The 16376-nt window shown below is 32.3% G+C and carries 14 protein-coding genes; all 14 read right to left on the minus strand.

Going from position 1 to position 16376, the window contains the following annotated elements:
* Nucleotides 1-23: 23 nt before the first annotated feature.
* The 14 genes from B5E87_RS09155 to ispE all read right to left on the minus strand — a co-directional run bounded on the left by B5E87_RS09155 (nucleotide 24) and on the right by ispE (nucleotide 16372).
* On the minus strand, nucleotides 24-1418 hold the full coding sequence (locus B5E87_RS09155) for a CotH kinase family protein (protein ID WP_087244624.1): 1395 nt from the start codon (nucleotides 1416-1418) through the stop codon (nucleotides 24-26).
* 3 nt (nucleotides 1419-1421) lie between these two features.
* On the minus strand, nucleotides 1422-2093 hold the full coding sequence (locus tag B5E87_RS09160) for a DUF4956 domain-containing protein (protein ID WP_087244625.1): 672 nt from the start codon (nucleotides 2091-2093) through the stop codon (nucleotides 1422-1424).
* A 14-nt stretch (nucleotides 2094-2107) separates the two neighbouring features.
* Nucleotides 2108-2800: a polyphosphate polymerase domain-containing protein gene (locus B5E87_RS09165; RefSeq protein ID WP_087244626.1), complete on the minus strand. Its 693-nt coding sequence runs from the start codon at nucleotides 2798-2800 to the stop codon at nucleotides 2108-2110.
* A 43-nt stretch (nucleotides 2801-2843) separates the two neighbouring features.
* Nucleotides 2844-3806, minus strand: coding sequence for a PepSY domain-containing protein (locus tag B5E87_RS09170; RefSeq protein WP_087244627.1), 963 nt, complete (start codon nucleotides 3804-3806; stop codon nucleotides 2844-2846).
* Nucleotides 3807-3809: 3 nt separating this feature from the next.
* On the minus strand, nucleotides 3810-4325 hold the full coding sequence (locus B5E87_RS09175; protein ID WP_087244628.1) for an RNA polymerase sigma factor: 516 nt from the start codon (nucleotides 4323-4325) through the stop codon (nucleotides 3810-3812).
* Nucleotides 4326-4413: 88 nt separating this feature from the next.
* Nucleotides 4414-5703 (minus strand): PepSY domain-containing protein, encoded by a 1290-nt coding sequence (locus B5E87_RS09180; protein ID WP_087244629.1) that lies wholly within the window; start codon nucleotides 5701-5703, stop codon nucleotides 4414-4416.
* 111 nt (nucleotides 5704-5814) lie between these two features.
* A complete protein-coding gene (deoC, locus tag B5E87_RS09185; RefSeq protein WP_087244630.1) occupies nucleotides 5815-6483 on the minus strand; it encodes a deoxyribose-phosphate aldolase in 669 nt (222 codons plus the stop codon).
* A gap of 63 nt (nucleotides 6484-6546) precedes the next feature.
* A complete protein-coding gene (locus tag B5E87_RS09190; protein WP_087244631.1) occupies nucleotides 6547-7485 on the minus strand; it encodes a 3D domain-containing protein in 939 nt (312 codons plus the stop codon).
* A 12-nt stretch (nucleotides 7486-7497) separates the two neighbouring features.
* Nucleotides 7498-8256 carry a TatD family hydrolase gene (locus tag B5E87_RS09195; protein ID WP_087244632.1) on the minus strand — a complete coding sequence of 253 codons (759 nt, stop codon included), beginning with the start codon at nucleotides 8254-8256 and terminating at the stop codon, nucleotides 7498-7500.
* 638 nt (nucleotides 8257-8894) lie between these two features.
* On the minus strand, nucleotides 8895-11420 hold the full coding sequence (locus tag B5E87_RS15410; protein ID WP_241147156.1) for an immunoglobulin-like domain-containing protein: 2526 nt from the start codon (nucleotides 11418-11420) through the stop codon (nucleotides 8895-8897).
* 239 nt (nucleotides 11421-11659) lie between these two features.
* Nucleotides 11660-12844, minus strand: a complete 1185-nt coding sequence (locus B5E87_RS15580) for a LuxR C-terminal-related transcriptional regulator (RefSeq protein ID WP_087244633.1) — start codon at nucleotides 12842-12844, stop codon at nucleotides 11660-11662.
* Nucleotides 12845-13010: 166 nt separating this feature from the next.
* Nucleotides 13011-13967: a ribose-phosphate diphosphokinase gene (locus tag B5E87_RS09210; protein WP_087244634.1), complete on the minus strand. Its 957-nt coding sequence runs from the start codon at nucleotides 13965-13967 to the stop codon at nucleotides 13011-13013.
* A gap of 18 nt (nucleotides 13968-13985) precedes the next feature.
* Entirely contained in the window at nucleotides 13986-15386 is a 1401-nt protein-coding gene (gene glmU / locus B5E87_RS09215) for a bifunctional UDP-N-acetylglucosamine diphosphorylase/glucosamine-1-phosphate N-acetyltransferase GlmU (RefSeq protein WP_087244635.1), read from the minus strand.
* A 125-nt stretch (nucleotides 15387-15511) separates the two neighbouring features.
* Nucleotides 15512-16372, minus strand: a complete 861-nt coding sequence (ispE, locus tag B5E87_RS09220) for a 4-(cytidine 5'-diphospho)-2-C-methyl-D-erythritol kinase (protein ID WP_087244657.1) — start codon at nucleotides 16370-16372, stop codon at nucleotides 15512-15514.
* Between the last annotated feature and the right edge of the window lie 4 nt (nucleotides 16373-16376).

Below are 16376 nucleotides of genomic sequence, written 5' to 3' on the forward strand. Positions count from 1 at the left end.
ACTCAAAACAAAGAGTACACCTTTTATGTATATAAATCGGGAATTTCTCCCATATCTTCCAAATGAATATGAGAAGCATCAATTCTTACAATAGATTCATCCTGTTGGGCAATTGTGGAAGGTAATGTTCCATTGAGTTGTCCTCTCACACTTTGCGCTCTTAACTGACAGAACTCTTGAAATGTTTCTACCCCTAAAAGATGATCCTGATACGAACAAAATGCAGTCGGATCTTTTTGAATATAAGAATCAATCATTTTTGTAGTATCTTTAACCTTCTTTTCAAAATACCCACTTTCAAAATATTCACTTATGAATTGATCAAAGTATTCGTGGTACTGTTGATAATATTCATCATGTAGCATCACATGATGATACAATGGTCTGTTTAACATGACTTCTTTGGTATAAGGCGTATTTATTGGAAAATTCACATATTGCGTTGTATCATTGCTGGGATTTGGCATTCCTAATGCATAAGTTCCATAAGCTAAATTATAATCCCAAGGAAGCATTGAAATCATACCATCTTCTTCATATAAGAAATAATTATGTCCTGTTGGCCCCAGATAACTATCTAAATTCACCACAAAGACCTGTACAACAAAATATCTTAAAACTTCATCAATATTGACAGCTTTGGTTAAATCTTTATTTTCATCTAATATTTTAAGTGATTGAATTAATCTTTCTTTATCTTCTCTATCAATATCAAATTTCGCATTATCAAAAAGGTTAGGATAAGATTCAATACGGTCATCAATATATTGAAGTGCTAAATCCTTATTAGCTGCATAAACATCTGTATATCCAGGTTTATATAATATGCCATAATCTTTTCCAAAATGTCTTCTTGCGAAAGCTTCTTCTGGCTCTTCGATTGCAAGAAAGAGGCCCCAATCCTGTTGATTGATTGTCACCCAAACATAACTTGTGAGTGGTGTGGGGACTCCCATAAAAGACATCATATCATAGGTCATAAAATTTTTAAGATAAGCATTATCTTGAAAAGAACAGTCTAAAGTAAACTTATCTAATCCATAATAATGATAATTTTCATCATAATGATCAAACTCTATTTTAAGACTAAAACGATCTGATTGATACCTGTCAATCAGTTCTAATGAATTATGACCCTTAACCCTTAATCCAACCATATCAAACTTTTCTCCATCAATCGTTATGGCACAGACATGATAGTCTTTATTTGCTGCCTGATCAAAAAAAGATTCCGGATTATCTAATTCAATATCAATCGTATGAACACGTTGATTATCAAATAGCTTATTCATATATGGTGGAGATGTGTGGGCTGGTTCTATTCCCCAATGATCAAAAAACATAAAGCCAATCGTAAATATAAGTGATATACAGATACAAACAATGACAATGCCATCCATAAACTTACTTTTTATCATAATCTAATTCATATAATCTCCATTATAAGAAACCATCACAGTATAAAGGATGCCTTCCTTCTTGGATAATTCATTGATAAAAAGTGTTTCCTGCTGCTTAAGTCTCACTTCATAATTTAATTCTATGCAATCTGGCTTTATACTTTTACTTTTCAAAGAACAGGCATCTACATGTCTTTGAATAAATTCCATAACCATCTGTTCATGATCTGTATTATCACAATGGACAACTAAAATATAGGGTTTTTGAATATTCTTTTGATTTGAAAAAACAATCAGTATGATTCCTATAAATAGACTGCCAATGACTGCCAGTGGAATAAGTCCTGCTGCCAAAACAATTCCCACCGCAATACTCCAGAAGAGAAAAGCTATATCCATAGGTTCTTTAATGGCTGTACGAAATCTCACAATAGAAAGTGCCCCAACCATTCCTAAAGATAAAATAATATTACTTGTGATTGCTAAAATAACAAGTGTTGTAATCATTGTCAATGCAATAAGCGTTGTCGCAAAGCTTGACGAATACATCAATCCACTATAACTTTTCTTATAAACAAAGAAAATAAACAATCCCATTGTAAAAGCTAAAACAAGCGCAATACCCATATCTAATAATGTCACTGCATTGACATTTTCTAAAAAGTTTGATTTAAAAATATCCTGAAAACTCATCCTTCCCCTTCTTTCTACCAATCCATCATGCGACATTGCGCAAATTTTGAATATGATGATGTTTTTTGTGAAATACCTTGTACTGACATTTTCACAATTTCAGGTAAAAATTCATTATATTTCACTTCTAAGATATAATGATTGTCAATTGGTATTCCATGTTTAAGATTTAAAAAATCCTTTTTATTTTGATATGTACAAAGATGATGATCAATGGTTAATCGAACACGTGATATTTCATAAACATATGCCTGTCTTTGATAAGAAACAATTACACTTGGCTGTAATAATTTTCCTTTGATTTGACTGTAGAAGTCTATCATCAATGGATTTTCACTTTTTAATAGAAAATCAACTTCTCCATTTAAAATATTTTGAACCTGTTCAACAGATAAACGTGCTGTTTGTTTAGCACATAATCCATTATGTTTGATTTTCTTTTCTAAACGTATAAAACTTAAATCATGATTATAATAACGAATGCGAAATTTTTCTCTTTGAGAAACACCAGCCAGTTTTTCTTTTAGAGCCTGGTCATAAGGTGTATCAAAATAGAGACTATGCACATGATAAAAGCCATCTTTTTGACTATATTTGTCTTGTTGAAATAAGACATCAAAGCGACTCGTTAATATTTGAGCTTCCAGTGGATTGATTCTATGTTTCATTTCATGTCGATAAGTGACTGGCTGATACTCAAAAATCATATTTTATCCTCCCCTAGCTGATAAAATGGAACTGATAAACTTTCTACATTTCACTTTCAAATAATACAATCTCTCCACTAATCGCATTCACTTTATAATGATACTTAGCAAATTCATCTGTAAATTCAACAATATATATAAGCTGGTTATCCTGAACATCCAAATCATCACGATATTCATAAACATTTTCTTCAGTGACCTGTGCATGTTGTAAAACTTTTGATTTCACCTGTTCATTTGTTAAATAACCACTATGACTTTCCACACCATCAATTGTAATAGACTTAAAATTCAAATGTTTGTAATGTATCAATGTATTTAAATCGTTAATAGATAAATGAATTAAATCTTCAAAATCATAGTTAGGACTGACATTAATTAATTTTTGTATTAATGTAACTTTTCCAACAGAGATTCCATATTGCTTTGCAAGTGCTTCTCTTTCTTTAGAAAAGTCATAATCCTGAGAAACAACTGAAGCTTCTAATGAATAACCAGATAATATATCTTTCACATCCGTTGCGACATCTTGCTTTAATGCATTTCTTTTTTCTTGATCACTTCCCTGTACACTGACCAAGACTGAATTCTTAGCTTCGCTAATATAGCCATGTTTAAACATACTTCCAATCACAGCATTGACAGCGACATCCAAATCTGTATTTTTTAAATCCATGTCATCTAAAACAAGTACAGCATCATCATTATGACAAATTACATCATCAACACGTCTTTGATTATTGACTTTAAGTTCAATACTTGGATTAACTTCAAATGATATGGAATAAGCATCTTGGGTTTGTAAAGTGATAAATGAAAAGATGCATATACAAGCAATGGTTAATATTGATAACTGCCATTTGATATTGAAATGTTTATTTTTATGTTTGTCTTCTTGAATAGGTTGAACAAATTGAATATCTTCCAGCAGTTTTTCTTTCTTTGAAGGCATATGAATATCTTGAAACTCTTCTTTTATTTGTCTTTTTATATCTTTATTTTTCAAGGCTCATTCCTCCAGACTCTTTCTAATCTTCTTCAAAGAACGGTGATATTTATTAAGAACAGTTGATAATTTTAAATCCATCACTTGTGATATTTCTTTAAAGGTTAAACCCTCTACAACATGTAAGATGATGATTTCTCTTTCCTCCTGACGCAGAATATTCATCATCTTTTCAATCATCATCTTATCATGTATATCATTTATACTTTCATCTACGGAATCAATATGATAATCTACAACTTGTTCTCTGTTTGATTTTCTTAAAGACATATAAGTGATATTTCTAGAGATTGTTATGATCCATGCTTTCGCATGTCCGTTTCCTTTATATAAATGTGCATTTTTATAGATTTGAATAAAAGTATCATGGGTCAGATCTTGGGCATATTCTTTTGCATGAACAATACTATAGATATAACGATAGACTTCATTATACATAAGATCATAAATATCCCCAATCACACGATTATCATCTTTTAATGCTATTAATAAGTTTTCCAGATTGTTCTCTTTTAACATCACTTATCTCTCCCATAATGTTAATATCACATTATATAGATAGTTATGTCTTTCAATCTTTGTAAAGTTTATATTAATTTTATGTTAATTAATCATCGTAATTAGAATTATCATTTGTATCGTCATAATTAGAATTCTGTTGTGAATCATAATTAGAGTTTTGGTCATAATTTGAAGACTGGTTATTGTTTGAACTTTGATTATAGTTAGAATTCTGATCATAGTTAGAATTTTGTGAACCAGTATTCGTATTTTGTGATCCAGAACTTGTATTTGTTGACGAATTTGATGATTGATTTGAATTATAGTTCGAATTATCATAATTTGTATTATCATAATTTGTATTCTTATTTGATGATGAATTTGAAGTTGCTGGCTTGCTTGAGCTTGATGGCTTACTTGAACTTGATGACTGGCTTGAACTTGATGACTGATTTGTGCTTGCCGGTTGACTTGTTCCATAATTTGATGTATCGTAATTTGTATTGTCATTATTTGTATTTTGTTTTGAATTTGTATTTGTAGATGCCTTTGGTTTTTCAGGTTCTACTTCTCTTTCTACGACACCTTTTGTAGCACTGACTTCATATTCATATTCACTTTGATTATACTGAAATTCAATATCATAAGTCAGGACACCATTTTCTGTATCATAATCAATTTCTAGATTTTTTATCTGATCTTGAGTCAATGACGCATTTTTTAGTGCAATATTTAAAGCTTCATCACGACTAATATATTGTTTTGTACTGACTGTTCCTACCATATTTTGATTGTTTTGATCATCATCTATTGATTGATGAATTAAAATAAGATCCTGTGCATTTAATTTCACTAAGTCTTCTACAGTATATTGTTTTTGTGTCTGATCATCATCCATAATATCTTCTATCAGATTAGCTTTACCATAAGAAATACTATATTTCTTCATTAAATTCTCTATATCATCATCAATATCAATATTTTGTGAATATATAGCTCCTTCAATAGAATAATTCTGTAATGTTGTATAAATATATTGACTTAATTCTTCTTCTAAAGCTGTACGTTTTGTTTCATCATCATTTTCCACTGATAATAAAACTGTATTTTGATTGGCATTTAAATAACCATTTTTAACTAATGAACCTAATAATGCATTTAATGCAACATTGGCATCTGCCTGTTTTAAATCCATATCCTGTAAAACTTTTTTGGCATCATCATTAACTGCAATAGCATCTACAACTTTATGATCATCATCTAATTGTAATTGAATACTTGGATTGATATCCAAAGTGACAAGACTTGTATATTTTTGTACATTTTGACCACTTCCGCATCCTGTCATTAAAAACATTGCTAATAAACTTATTCCCCATAATTTTAATTTTTTCATTTTTTTCAACTCCTTTACCCTATCAATGCATAAGAATCCTTTTTTATCACATAAAAATTGAAAAAAATAAAAAAATGATTTCAAAATTGATTTGAAACCATCTTTTATGCCTTATTCCTGTTGAAATTCTTCCAATATTTTTAATGAACTACTTGTTCCTATACGACTGGCTCCAGCTTCAATCATAGCTTGACAAGTTTTCCAATCACGTATTCCTCCAGCAGCTTTGACTTTCACTTCATTACCTACTGTTTCTTTCATTAAACGCACATCTTCTACAGTTGCTCCTGAAGTGCCAAAACCTGTACTTGTTTTGATATAGTCTGGTTTAACCTCTTTAGCAATTTCAGCTATTTTTACAATCTCTTCCTTTGTTAAATAACAATTTTCAAAAATAACCTTACAAATCACCTGATTTTCATGACACAGTTCAACAATGCTTCTCATTTCCTGTTCAATATAATTCCAGTCATGCATTTTTGCTTTACCTATGTTTATCACATAATCTATCTCATCTGCACCATCATCAATAGCCTGCTTTGTTTCAGCCAATTTGATATCTAGTGTTGTTTGTCCTAAAGGAAAAGAAATAGCTGCTCCCACATGAATATTTGTTCCTTGTAATAACTCTTTACATAACTTTACAGGTTCACTATTAATGGCTACCATTGCCGCCCCAATACTTTTTGCTTCATTACATAATTGAATAAAATCATCTCTTGAGGCATAAGCCTTTAAAAATGTATGATCAAATATACGCGCAAGTTCTTCTTTTGTCATGATGTATACCTCCTATTGATTCTATTATATCATGAGGTATAAAAAAAAGAGATAGTTTCATTCCTATCTCCAAAAATTAGCATTTCCACTACCAAGAGAAACAACTTCAAATTTGGTAGTATATGAAGTTCCTCCACCAAAATATTTATTTCCAGAACCTTCACTACCATTAAAAATATCTATCTTATTTCCCTTAATAGCTCCACCACGATCCACAACAATTCCATAAATAGTTCCTTCTGTATTCAAATTATGATTTGAAATTTTAATCACAGTTCCAAATGGAATAGAACGATCTGCCGCTAAACAATAATATTTCTTTCCATTATAATATAAATATGGCGAATTTGTATTATTGACACCACTTGTAGGTGATAGCTTAACCCCTGATGATGAAGTACCTCCACATCCTGTACAATCTCCACCATATAGAGTTAAACGACCAGTAAACGTTGTTCCTTCAAGGACACCACCATATTGAATAATCTTATCCACTGGCTTTTCAATAATTTCTTCTTTAATCATTTGTTTATTTGTTTCTTTTCCATTGGCATAAGTGAAAAGATAAGTTCTTTTTGCTTTTCCATCTTTTCCTTCTTGAACAACTGTTTTTGTCCAGCTTCCACTACCTTTTGTTTTTGTTGAGTATGGTATTTTCTCTATTTTTTCTACTGTTTTTGTTTCAACTCTTGTGATTTCAATATAATCATCTTGTTGAACAATCTCTTCTTTATCTTTATTTAAAGTATCTTTTGTATCTAACTCAACATTCAATTCATTTAAGACATTTGATACTGTATCCTGCTTGACCAAATAATCCTTTTCTTCCTGCAATCCATCTTTTAATGTAATGTCTACAGTTGGAATAAAATTCGTAATCTGATTGACGGCTCCAGATGATACAGTTGCTAACATAATAACAACGTATACAACCGCCATTGCTAAAATTCCTTTTGTTCGGCTATCAGCCGAGACAATCGCCTCTTTAGCTTTGTTTAACATAAAATATCCTCCTTATTTAATCCCAAACATTTTTTTGGCATTAAATGTTGTGATTCTAGCAACGTCTTCTATCTCCATGTTCTTTAGCTTTGCTATTTCCTGGGCAATATACACAACATTTGCTGGCTCATTCAACTTTCCTCGAAATGGGTGAGGTGTTAAATAAGGGCAGTCCGTTTCAATCATCAAATGATCTATATCAATTGATTTCGCAACTTCCTTAGGGACTTTTGCATTCTTAAATGTCACGGGTCCAGCTAACGATATTTCAAAACCTATATCAACATAGCGTTTTGCCATTTCAGCCGATCCACTATAACAATGCATAATGCCATAATGTGCAGTTTGTTTTAAGATATTGTAAGTATCTTCATAGGCATCTCTAGCATGAATCACAATGGGCTTTTGATATTTTTTAGCAATTTCAATTTGCTTTATAAAAATATCTTTTTGCTTTTCATGAGGGACTTCTTCCCAATAATAATCTAAACCTATTTCTCCTAAAGCCACTACACATGGGTCTTGAAGCAATTTTTCAATTTCATTTAAATCTTCATCAGTTGTATCCTTACAATCATTAGGACTTATTCCGACTGCTGCATAAATAAATGAATACTCATGAGCTATCTCAACAGCCTTCTTTGATGACTCTAAATCATATCCTACAACAACCATATTTTCGACTTGATGATCTAAAGCATTTTGAATAAATTGATCTCTATCAGGATACAATTGTTCACTATTTAAATGTGTATGTGTATTGAAATACATCTCCATCACCCTGAGGCATAATAACAAATATTTAAAGCTTTGTCAAATTTCTAAAATAACAATTATACAAATATTCCCTTTTTATCGACATTTTTCTTATTTCAAAGTATCCTCATTTGTTAATATAACAAATAGATAAAACTTTGCTTTTGAAATATTCCAAGTTATCAATTATGCTCTTATCATGTCAAAAAACGTTGAAATCACAGACATCATATTTATAGTATGTCTATTTCTCAATCATTTAATCATATTTTCATTATCATATAATATCTATTCAAAAAATAAAAAAAGCCCGTGCAAATGTAATGAATTTTGTACGAGCTTTTGCTTTTTCTATTCTGCTGTCTGCTATAAAGTAGGGCTTAGGTATTTGCTATTGATTAAATAGTAGTTATCTGTCCCATACAGTAACACTTTTATAGCACAGTATCATTTTTACAATGTTATTTTATTATCATATAGATATAATCTTAATACTCCTATACCTCTGGATTACCACTATTCATAGCTTCGTCGATATTCGTCTGTACTGTCGCTTTAGTTCTAATATAGGAATACTACTATTTTCACTCCAGCTTTTAGGATTTTACGCATAACACGTTTTTTTATCCTATCATTTAAAATCTTCTTCATTCTTACTGTTTTTTACGTCGAAACAGTGTAATTAACAGGACATTAATAGCAGAGAAAATGGACATTGTCAACCATGCAAAGAAGTTTGTTGTATCTCCTGTTTTTACGGCTATCTGTACATTATCCTTTTTATCTGTCATATCATTCGTGACATTGTTATCTTTATTTGGTGTCTGTGTATTCTTTTTCTCTTTGACTGTTACAGTGATAGTTTTTGTAACTGAAGCCCCTTGGCTGTCTATCACTTTATAGGTCACTTCGTATGTGCCAGATTGTTCGGTATCGACATTATTTTTAATCACTTCAATTTTATCAGTAACGTCGCCATCTTCCTTATCTATAGCCGTCACATCTTTCTTAGGATCAAATGTATCACCAACGGTCAATGTCTTATCCTCTACACTAATTACTGGTACACGATTAATCATAAACATGGCTGAAACGACTTTAATTCTAATATCGACTTCTACAGTCTGATAGTTTGTGGTATCCTCCGGAATAAAGGTTGCCTTGAATGTCTGCGTTCCCAAATCGTTGGCAATCTGTGTACTATCATTCCATGCAAACCCGTCTGGAAGCGTAACAGCAGATAAAGCTTCTCCCTGTTTAATAATTAAGTCTTCTGGCAATGTATATGTTGGTACTGCTTTTGTGATTTCAAAAGTCTTTTCCGTTTCTATAGCATTATAATTGTCATCTTCCTGCACAGCTACAACAACCTTGTAGCTTCCCACATTAACAGGTGCTTTATCAAGTTTTTCCCAGCCGTTTCCATCTTTTTGATACCATGTGAATGTAACGTCCTTTGTGCTTCCTGTTTTTACTACATCCGGATTGCTTACAGCACTTTTGTCATATTCTTTATCCAAAGATGAATTTGTGATGGCTACTGTACTATCTGCTTTTAGAACCGTCACTAAAAGACTGCGTTCCACATAATGACCTTGTGCATTATATCCTGTAACATTTTTAAAATCATATTCTTTTTCATAGGCTGATATATCAAAACGAGCAAAATAGTTTTGTTTCCCTACAGATACAAGAGTATCACCATCAGTCCACACCCAGCCTTGTGGTAAAGAAACATCAGACAGTTTTTTTCCATAGACAGCTGTCAAGTTGGTAGGCTCTATGATAACAGTATTGCCATCTTTATAAGCAGTCGCTTCTGGCAAAGTAATGTTTACATCCTCTGTTGGTGTACCGCTGATTGAAAAGCCATTATCCGTTTCTGTTACGTGTAATCCGTTTAGACCTTGAAGATTTGTAAGATAATCTTCTAGCAGATAATATCCATCCTGTACAGTTATTTCAATCGTTGAAACTTCATCCCCTATTGCTATAACTTGTTCAGCATTCCCCGACGTTATTTTCAAACCAGTATTTTCAACAACTTTTACTGTGTAATTTGTTTTACACGTTGCCATTGTTGCATAGGTCATTCTTTCATTGGAATCAGTCGTTTCCAGCCATACCTTACAATTTTCAAAGCTATCTACATTCATATCGGCCGCAGTAATTGTCTGTGTTCCACTGACAGATTTTGCGTAAGCTCCATTACTGTTCTGTACAACCAAATATGTACCTTGTAGTACATTACTCACATTTACTTGGGACTTATCATAAGTTATTTCTGCCGTTCCTAGTGAACTGGAAGCATAACGGAGCGTAAATGCACCGTTCCCATCCACATCTTCTAACGTCATTGATCCATCTATTGTTGCTGATGGAACAGCCGACGCAAAAAGGATAGTTGATGAATTCAGTTCAAAGGCGGGTCTTATATGCTCTAATGAAGCATTATCTGTTCGAGCTCCATTAAAAGCAGGATAATTAGCAGAAGGCCACGCAGTCAAAACATTACTTCCATCATTTGGATCATCATTACTAACAAAAGGTGATCGAATCCAAAATAATTCAAGAACAGATTCACCCCAATAACTTGGATCTATACGAAGACCCTCATTTAAACCATTTCTGCTATTCTTTCCTACAGTAATGTACTTATAATCTTCTTGATCCCCATAAGCAAGATATAGCTTATCCGTTGTAGAATAAACACTGTTGTTTTTCGTATCATTGGTGTAAATCGTTGTTCCATTCATTAGTGCCTGTTCTGTCCCCGTAAAAAAGGAAGTTTCCAATCCTTTTAAAGTAACATTCCTTATATAACTCGCCCCATAATGGTTCGGGAAAACTTCAGCTGGATTTCCATCTAAATAGGTACAGTTCCAACTGCTATCATATGCTTTATTGATATCATAGTTTGATTCAAATTGTATCCCCTTTCCCATAGAACTTGCAGAAAATAACGTTAAACTATTATCATCTTGACTTCCTGCAATCCACCATTCCTGATTATTTTCTCCAAAGTAGACCTTTGCCGCACTGATTGAACCATCCGTATCATCGGTATTGAATGTTTTTAATTCATCTACCGTTGCATACTGCGTAATATCTGGAAGACCAGCGGCATAGACTTCCGTGTTCAGTTGAAGAATTGCCATTGTTATCAGAGCTGCAGCCATGAAAAATGCTCCAATTCGTTGTCTTATGTGTTTTCGTTTCAAATCATATTTCTCCTTTCTTTTTCTGTAGAATTATCTGTTCTTCTATTAAAGGATGTCCTGCCAGAATGTTTCAGATTTCATAACACAAAAAACGCTTTTATACCTATTTTTATTATACAAAAATAGATAAGATATATCTATCACCCGTTTTAGCCCTATAAATGGGTAATGCTCACCTGAATATAGGTGAGCATTTCTTATTTTAGCATATATTGTTTTAAGGCTTTTCTGTTTTCTACATGTAGTTTTTTTATAGCCTGTGAGATATGATTTTTGACGGTGTTAGAGGAAATGTTTAAATGTTTAGCAATTTCTGAATTTGTCCATCCTCTAGCAGCAAGCATTGCGACTGCAAATTCAGTTGTGCTTAAATCATCTGCTACTTCATGACCCGTTACAGGGTTATGAATCTTTCTCCACCCAGCAGAAAACTCATAGGTAATAGAGATAATACGTTTAAAATCTTCTGGCCATTTTGGCTTAATGACGGCTTCTAGCATACCACCTAAAAGTCCATGATGTTCACCGAATCCTTCAATCAAATCATCTGGGCGTGCGAGTTCCCAAGCAATCAAGAGATGATTTTCTGCTTTTTCTAACTGTTTGAGGCTCATATAATCCATAACAGCTGCCAAATGCAGATAAATAGCAGGGATTGGATATTGATTGGCTCCCATTGCTAGTGCAGCTTCTATCATTCCGATACTTTTTTCATAGTTTTTCTGCAAATAAAGATAATGTGCTTCCACATATAGTGCAAAAGATCTTAATCCAAAAGGTAAAATCGGTATAAATTCTTGCATGGATGGTATATCTTCTGGAAGTGGTAAATGCAAAAGAACTGCTGCTGCCATCGCAATAAAAGCATCAATGACTTTGATTTGTTGAGCTCTTTCTTTATCCTCTTTTAATGTACTTTTAATCTTTTCTAACACTTGTCTGGCCTGTTCAATTTGTCCTATGGATAAATTTGAAAAAGCATAAATCAGACAAGCTGATAGACGTAACTCCGTATTTGAACAAGTCAAATATTGTTTAGCCATTTGTGCTGACATTTGAGGATTTCCACGAAAATAATAATATTCAGCATATGCAATATCTTTTCTAGCTCCTTCTTTCATCTTGCTTATGATTTTTTTACACTCACCTGGCTGGAAAGATGTATTCATGAGTGGCATGAGATTTTGAAAAGATGAATTTCTATATATATTATTTCCTTCTTTTCTTCTGGGATCTTCTGGTTTTATTGCATCACACGGAATTTCCCAAACATTTCCAGATTTTCTTGCTCCTGTAATGCGTCCGTTTGAACAATATCTCTGTATAAGTCTTGTTGATACATTCCATTTTTCTGCTGCTTCTTTTACAGTCATAAACTCCATCTTTAATCGTCTCCTTTATGACGAACAGTTTTATTTCTATTCGCTTCCTTATATTCATTTATACGTCATTTTTCTTTTATTGACAAGCCTATTATTCATCTTATCAATTATTTCTATATGTTAAAATTCAATTTTGACAACAAAAAAAGAGGCAATTTTGCCTCAATTATCCTTTAAAATCAAAATGTTGGAATACATCACTAACAGGTAAATCATTTTCAATACTTTCAATTGTATATGCTAATAATTCAGCTACACTGATTTGTACTAATTTATCAAAACGTTTTTCTTCTGGAATAGCAATTGTATCTGTAATAATAACTTCTTTTGCGACACAATCTTTTAATCTATCTACTGCCGGTCCTGATAATACACCATGAGTACAAGCAATATAAACATCTTTAGCACCTTTTTCTTTTAAGATTTGTGCTCCAGCTACAATTGTACCAGCTGTGTCAATCATATCATCAATTAAGACACAATTCTTACCTGCAACATCCCCAATAATACCCATAACTTCCGCAACGTTTGGTTTAGGGCGTCTTTTATCAATGATAGCAATTGGACAATCCAATGCTTCTGACATTTTTCTAGCACGCGTTGCTCCTCCATGATCTGGTGATACAACACATAAATCTTCAATATTTTTATTTTTAATATATCTACAAATAAGAGGTAAAGCTTCCATTTCATCAACTGGAATATCAAAGAATCCCTGAATTTGACGTGCATGTAAGTCTACTGTCACAACTCTATCAACCCCAGCTACTGTTAATAAGTCAGCAACTAAACGTGATGTAATTGGTTGTCTTGGCTTTGCCTTACGATCTTGTCTAGCATAACCAAAATATGGTATAACTGCTGTAATTTCTTTTGCTGATGCACGTTTTAAAGCATCAGTTAAAACTAAAATTTCCATTAAGTTTTCAGTCACTGGATTTGATGTTGATTGTACAATAAAGACATCTTTTCCACGTACTGATTCTTCAATTTCAACTAAGATTTCACCATCTGCAAAATGATGAACTTTACTTTTCCCAACTTCTGTCCCTAAAATATCAGCCATTGAATGAGCTAATTCCTGATTAGATGATAAAGCAAATATTGTTATGTTATTTTTCATTTTTACCCCATATTCTCCTTATTTTTTATTTTTATTTCGTCTTTCGTATTCTTTTTCACGTATTTCTTTTAATATCTTACTATAACCTTGTTTATTTTCCTGTCTAGCTCTCGCAATTGCCATCGCATCTTCATCAACTTCTTTAGTAATTGTTGATCCTGCTGCAATATATGCGTTCTTTCTCACTGTGACAGGAGCTACTAAATTGGTATTACATCCAATAAAGACATTATCTTCAATCTTTGTGAGTGATTTATTTTTACCATCATAGTTAGATGTAATTGTTCCACAACCAAAGTTAACATCTTGACCAACCTGAGCATCTCCTACATAAGTTAAATGTGAAGCCTTGCTTCCTGCACCAAAGTCAGCTTTTTTCATTTCTACAAAGTTACCTAAATGTGCATTCTCATGAATATGACAATTTGTTCTCAATCTTGCATATGGTCCAATATCTACACCACTTTCAATAATTGAATCACTTAAAACAGAGAATTTAATTTCAACATTATCTTTAATTTCCATATTTGTAAATTCACAATATGGTCCAATATGACAATGACTTCCAATCACTGTTTTCCCTTTAATAATACATCCTGGTTCAATAATTGTATCGTGTCCAATCACAACATCTCTACCAATATACGTATTAGATGGATCAACAATCGTCACTCCATTTAAAAGATGTTCACGATTAATACGATCTCTTAAAAACTGTGTTGACTGAGCTAATGCTACGCGATCATTAATACCACCAACTTCATCAAAATCATTAATCTTATAAGCATCTACTTTTAAACCTTGATGATTCATGATTCCAATAACATCAGTCAAATAATACTCATTTTGCGCATTATCATTTGTCACTTGACTTAATGCTTCAAATAATGCTTTATTGTCAAAACAATATTCTCCAGTATTCATTTCAGTAATATCTTTTTGACTTTCTAATAAATCTTTAAATTCCACAATTCCTGTGACTTGACCATTTTCTTTAATAATTCTTCCATAATGCGTACTTGGATCACAATCAGCACTCATAATTGTTGCCTGATTATGATGTTCTTGATGATACGCAATAAATTCTTTTAATGTTTCTTTACGAATCAATGGTGCATCACCACATAAAACAAGAGTCATTCCATCTCGATTAGCCAAAATATCTTTAGCCTGCAATACAGCATGACCTGTACCAAGTTGTTCTGTTTGATCAACAAAAGTGACATCATCCACAATTGCTTTGACTTGATCAGCTTCGTGACCAACAATCACAATTGTTTCATCTACACCTAAAGCCTTTAATTCATCTACAACATGATTAATCATTGGCTTATATAATACTTCATGTACTACTTTTGGTTTATCAGACTTCATTCTTGTGCCTTTACCAGCAGCCAATACAATAGCATATACTTTCATTTTTTTCTCTCCTTATCGCCACTATTCTAACAAAAAAATATATAAAAAAAAAGAGGAAACAGGGAAATACTTTCGTTCATACCCATATTTTTCCATACTTTTTTACAAAAACAAAAGTTAGTTATTTATAACTTCAGTGAATCCTTATTTAAAATCTCTGTTTTTCTGACAAAAGCATATCTATTCAAAAAGAACTGATACCCTTTTTCTAACAACTCCTGATCTTGAGTTAAACCAAATACACAAGAACCACTTCCAGACATTAAAGCGCCATCAAACCCTAATTCTTTCATTTCTTCTTTAATTTTTAATATATCAGGGACTATCTTTAAAGATGGTTCTTCTAGAGTGTTTCCTAAACATTTGACAACCCCCTGATAGTCATTATTTTCAATAGCTTCTTTCATATCCATGATTGGAGGATGCTCAGCATTTTTTAAGTCTAACATACCAAATGATTTTTTTGTGGATACTCCTTTTTTAGGTTTAACCAACAGTACATAACAATGAAAATCCTTTGAAATAAATTCAAGCTTTTCTCCAATTCCTTTCACTAAAGCTGTTTTTTCATAAATACAAAATGGTATATCTGCTCCTACTTCTTTACCAATATCAGCCAATGTTTCCAATGATAGATTTAATTGAAAGATTTGGTTCATCGCTTTTAAAACAGCTGCACCATCCGCACTTCCTCCAGCGAGTCCTGCTTGTGTAGGAATATGTTTATAAATATGAATCTTGACTCCATAAGGAATTTGATAACGTTCTATGAGTAACTGTGCAACTTTATACATGATATTTCTTTGATCTGTTGGCATACGATTGGTATTTGCAGTGATTTGAATACCATGATCAATCTTTTCAATATAAATTAAATCATGTAATGTAATAGGTGCCATGATCATCTCTAAATCATGATACCCATCTTCTCTTTTTCTGACAACATCTAATGCTAAATTGACCTTTGCATAAGCTCTTATTTTCATTTCT

Source organism: Massilimicrobiota sp. An142, from assembly GCF_002160725.1.
GTDB lineage: Bacteria > Bacillota_I > Bacilli_A > Erysipelotrichales > Coprobacillaceae > Allocoprobacillus > Allocoprobacillus merdigallinarum.

What these genes read in the sequence shown, in the direction of transcription:
- B5E87_RS09155 (WP_087244624.1), bottom strand. Translation starts at nt 1,418, where the DNA reads ATGATAAAAAGTAAGTTTATGGATGGCATTGTCATTGTTTGTATCTGT.
- B5E87_RS09160 (WP_087244625.1), bottom strand. Translation starts at nt 2,093, where the DNA reads ATGAGTTTTCAGGATATTTTTAAATCAAACTTTTTAGAAAATGTCAAT.
- B5E87_RS09165 (WP_087244626.1), bottom strand. Translation starts at nt 2,800, where the DNA reads ATGATTTTTGAGTATCAGCCAGTCACTTATCGACATGAAATGAAACAT.
- B5E87_RS09175 (WP_087244628.1), bottom strand. Translation starts at nt 4,325, where the DNA reads ATGTTAAAAGAGAACAATCTGGAAAACTTATTAATAGCATTAAAAGAT.
- B5E87_RS09180 (WP_087244629.1), bottom strand. Translation starts at nt 5,703, where the DNA reads ATGAAAAAATTAAAATTATGGGGAATAAGTTTATTAGCAATGTTTTTA.
- deoC (WP_087244630.1), bottom strand. Translation starts at nt 6,483, where the DNA reads ATGACAAAAGAAGAACTTGCGCGTATATTTGATCATACATTTTTAAAG.
- B5E87_RS09190 (WP_087244631.1), bottom strand. Translation starts at nt 7,485, where the DNA reads ATGTTAAACAAAGCTAAAGAGGCGATTGTCTCGGCTGATAGCCGAACA.
- B5E87_RS09195 (WP_087244632.1), bottom strand. Translation starts at nt 8,256, where the DNA reads ATGTATTTCAATACACATACACATTTAAATAGTGAACAATTGTATCCT.
- B5E87_RS15410 (WP_241147156.1), bottom strand. Translation starts at nt 11,420, where the DNA reads ATGGCTGCAGCTCTGATAACAATGGCAATTCTTCAACTGAACACGGAA.
- B5E87_RS15580 (WP_087244633.1), bottom strand. Translation starts at nt 12,844, where the DNA reads ATGGAGTTTATGACTGTAAAAGAAGCAGCAGAAAAATGGAATGTATCA.
- B5E87_RS09210 (WP_087244634.1), bottom strand. Translation starts at nt 13,967, where the DNA reads ATGAAAAATAACATAACAATATTTGCTTTATCATCTAATCAGGAATTA.
- glmU (WP_087244635.1), bottom strand. Translation starts at nt 15,386, where the DNA reads ATGAAAGTATATGCTATTGTATTGGCTGCTGGTAAAGGCACAAGAATG.
- ispE (WP_087244657.1), bottom strand. Translation starts at nt 16,372, where the DNA reads ATGAAAATAAGAGCTTATGCAAAGGTCAATTTAGCATTAGATGTTGTC.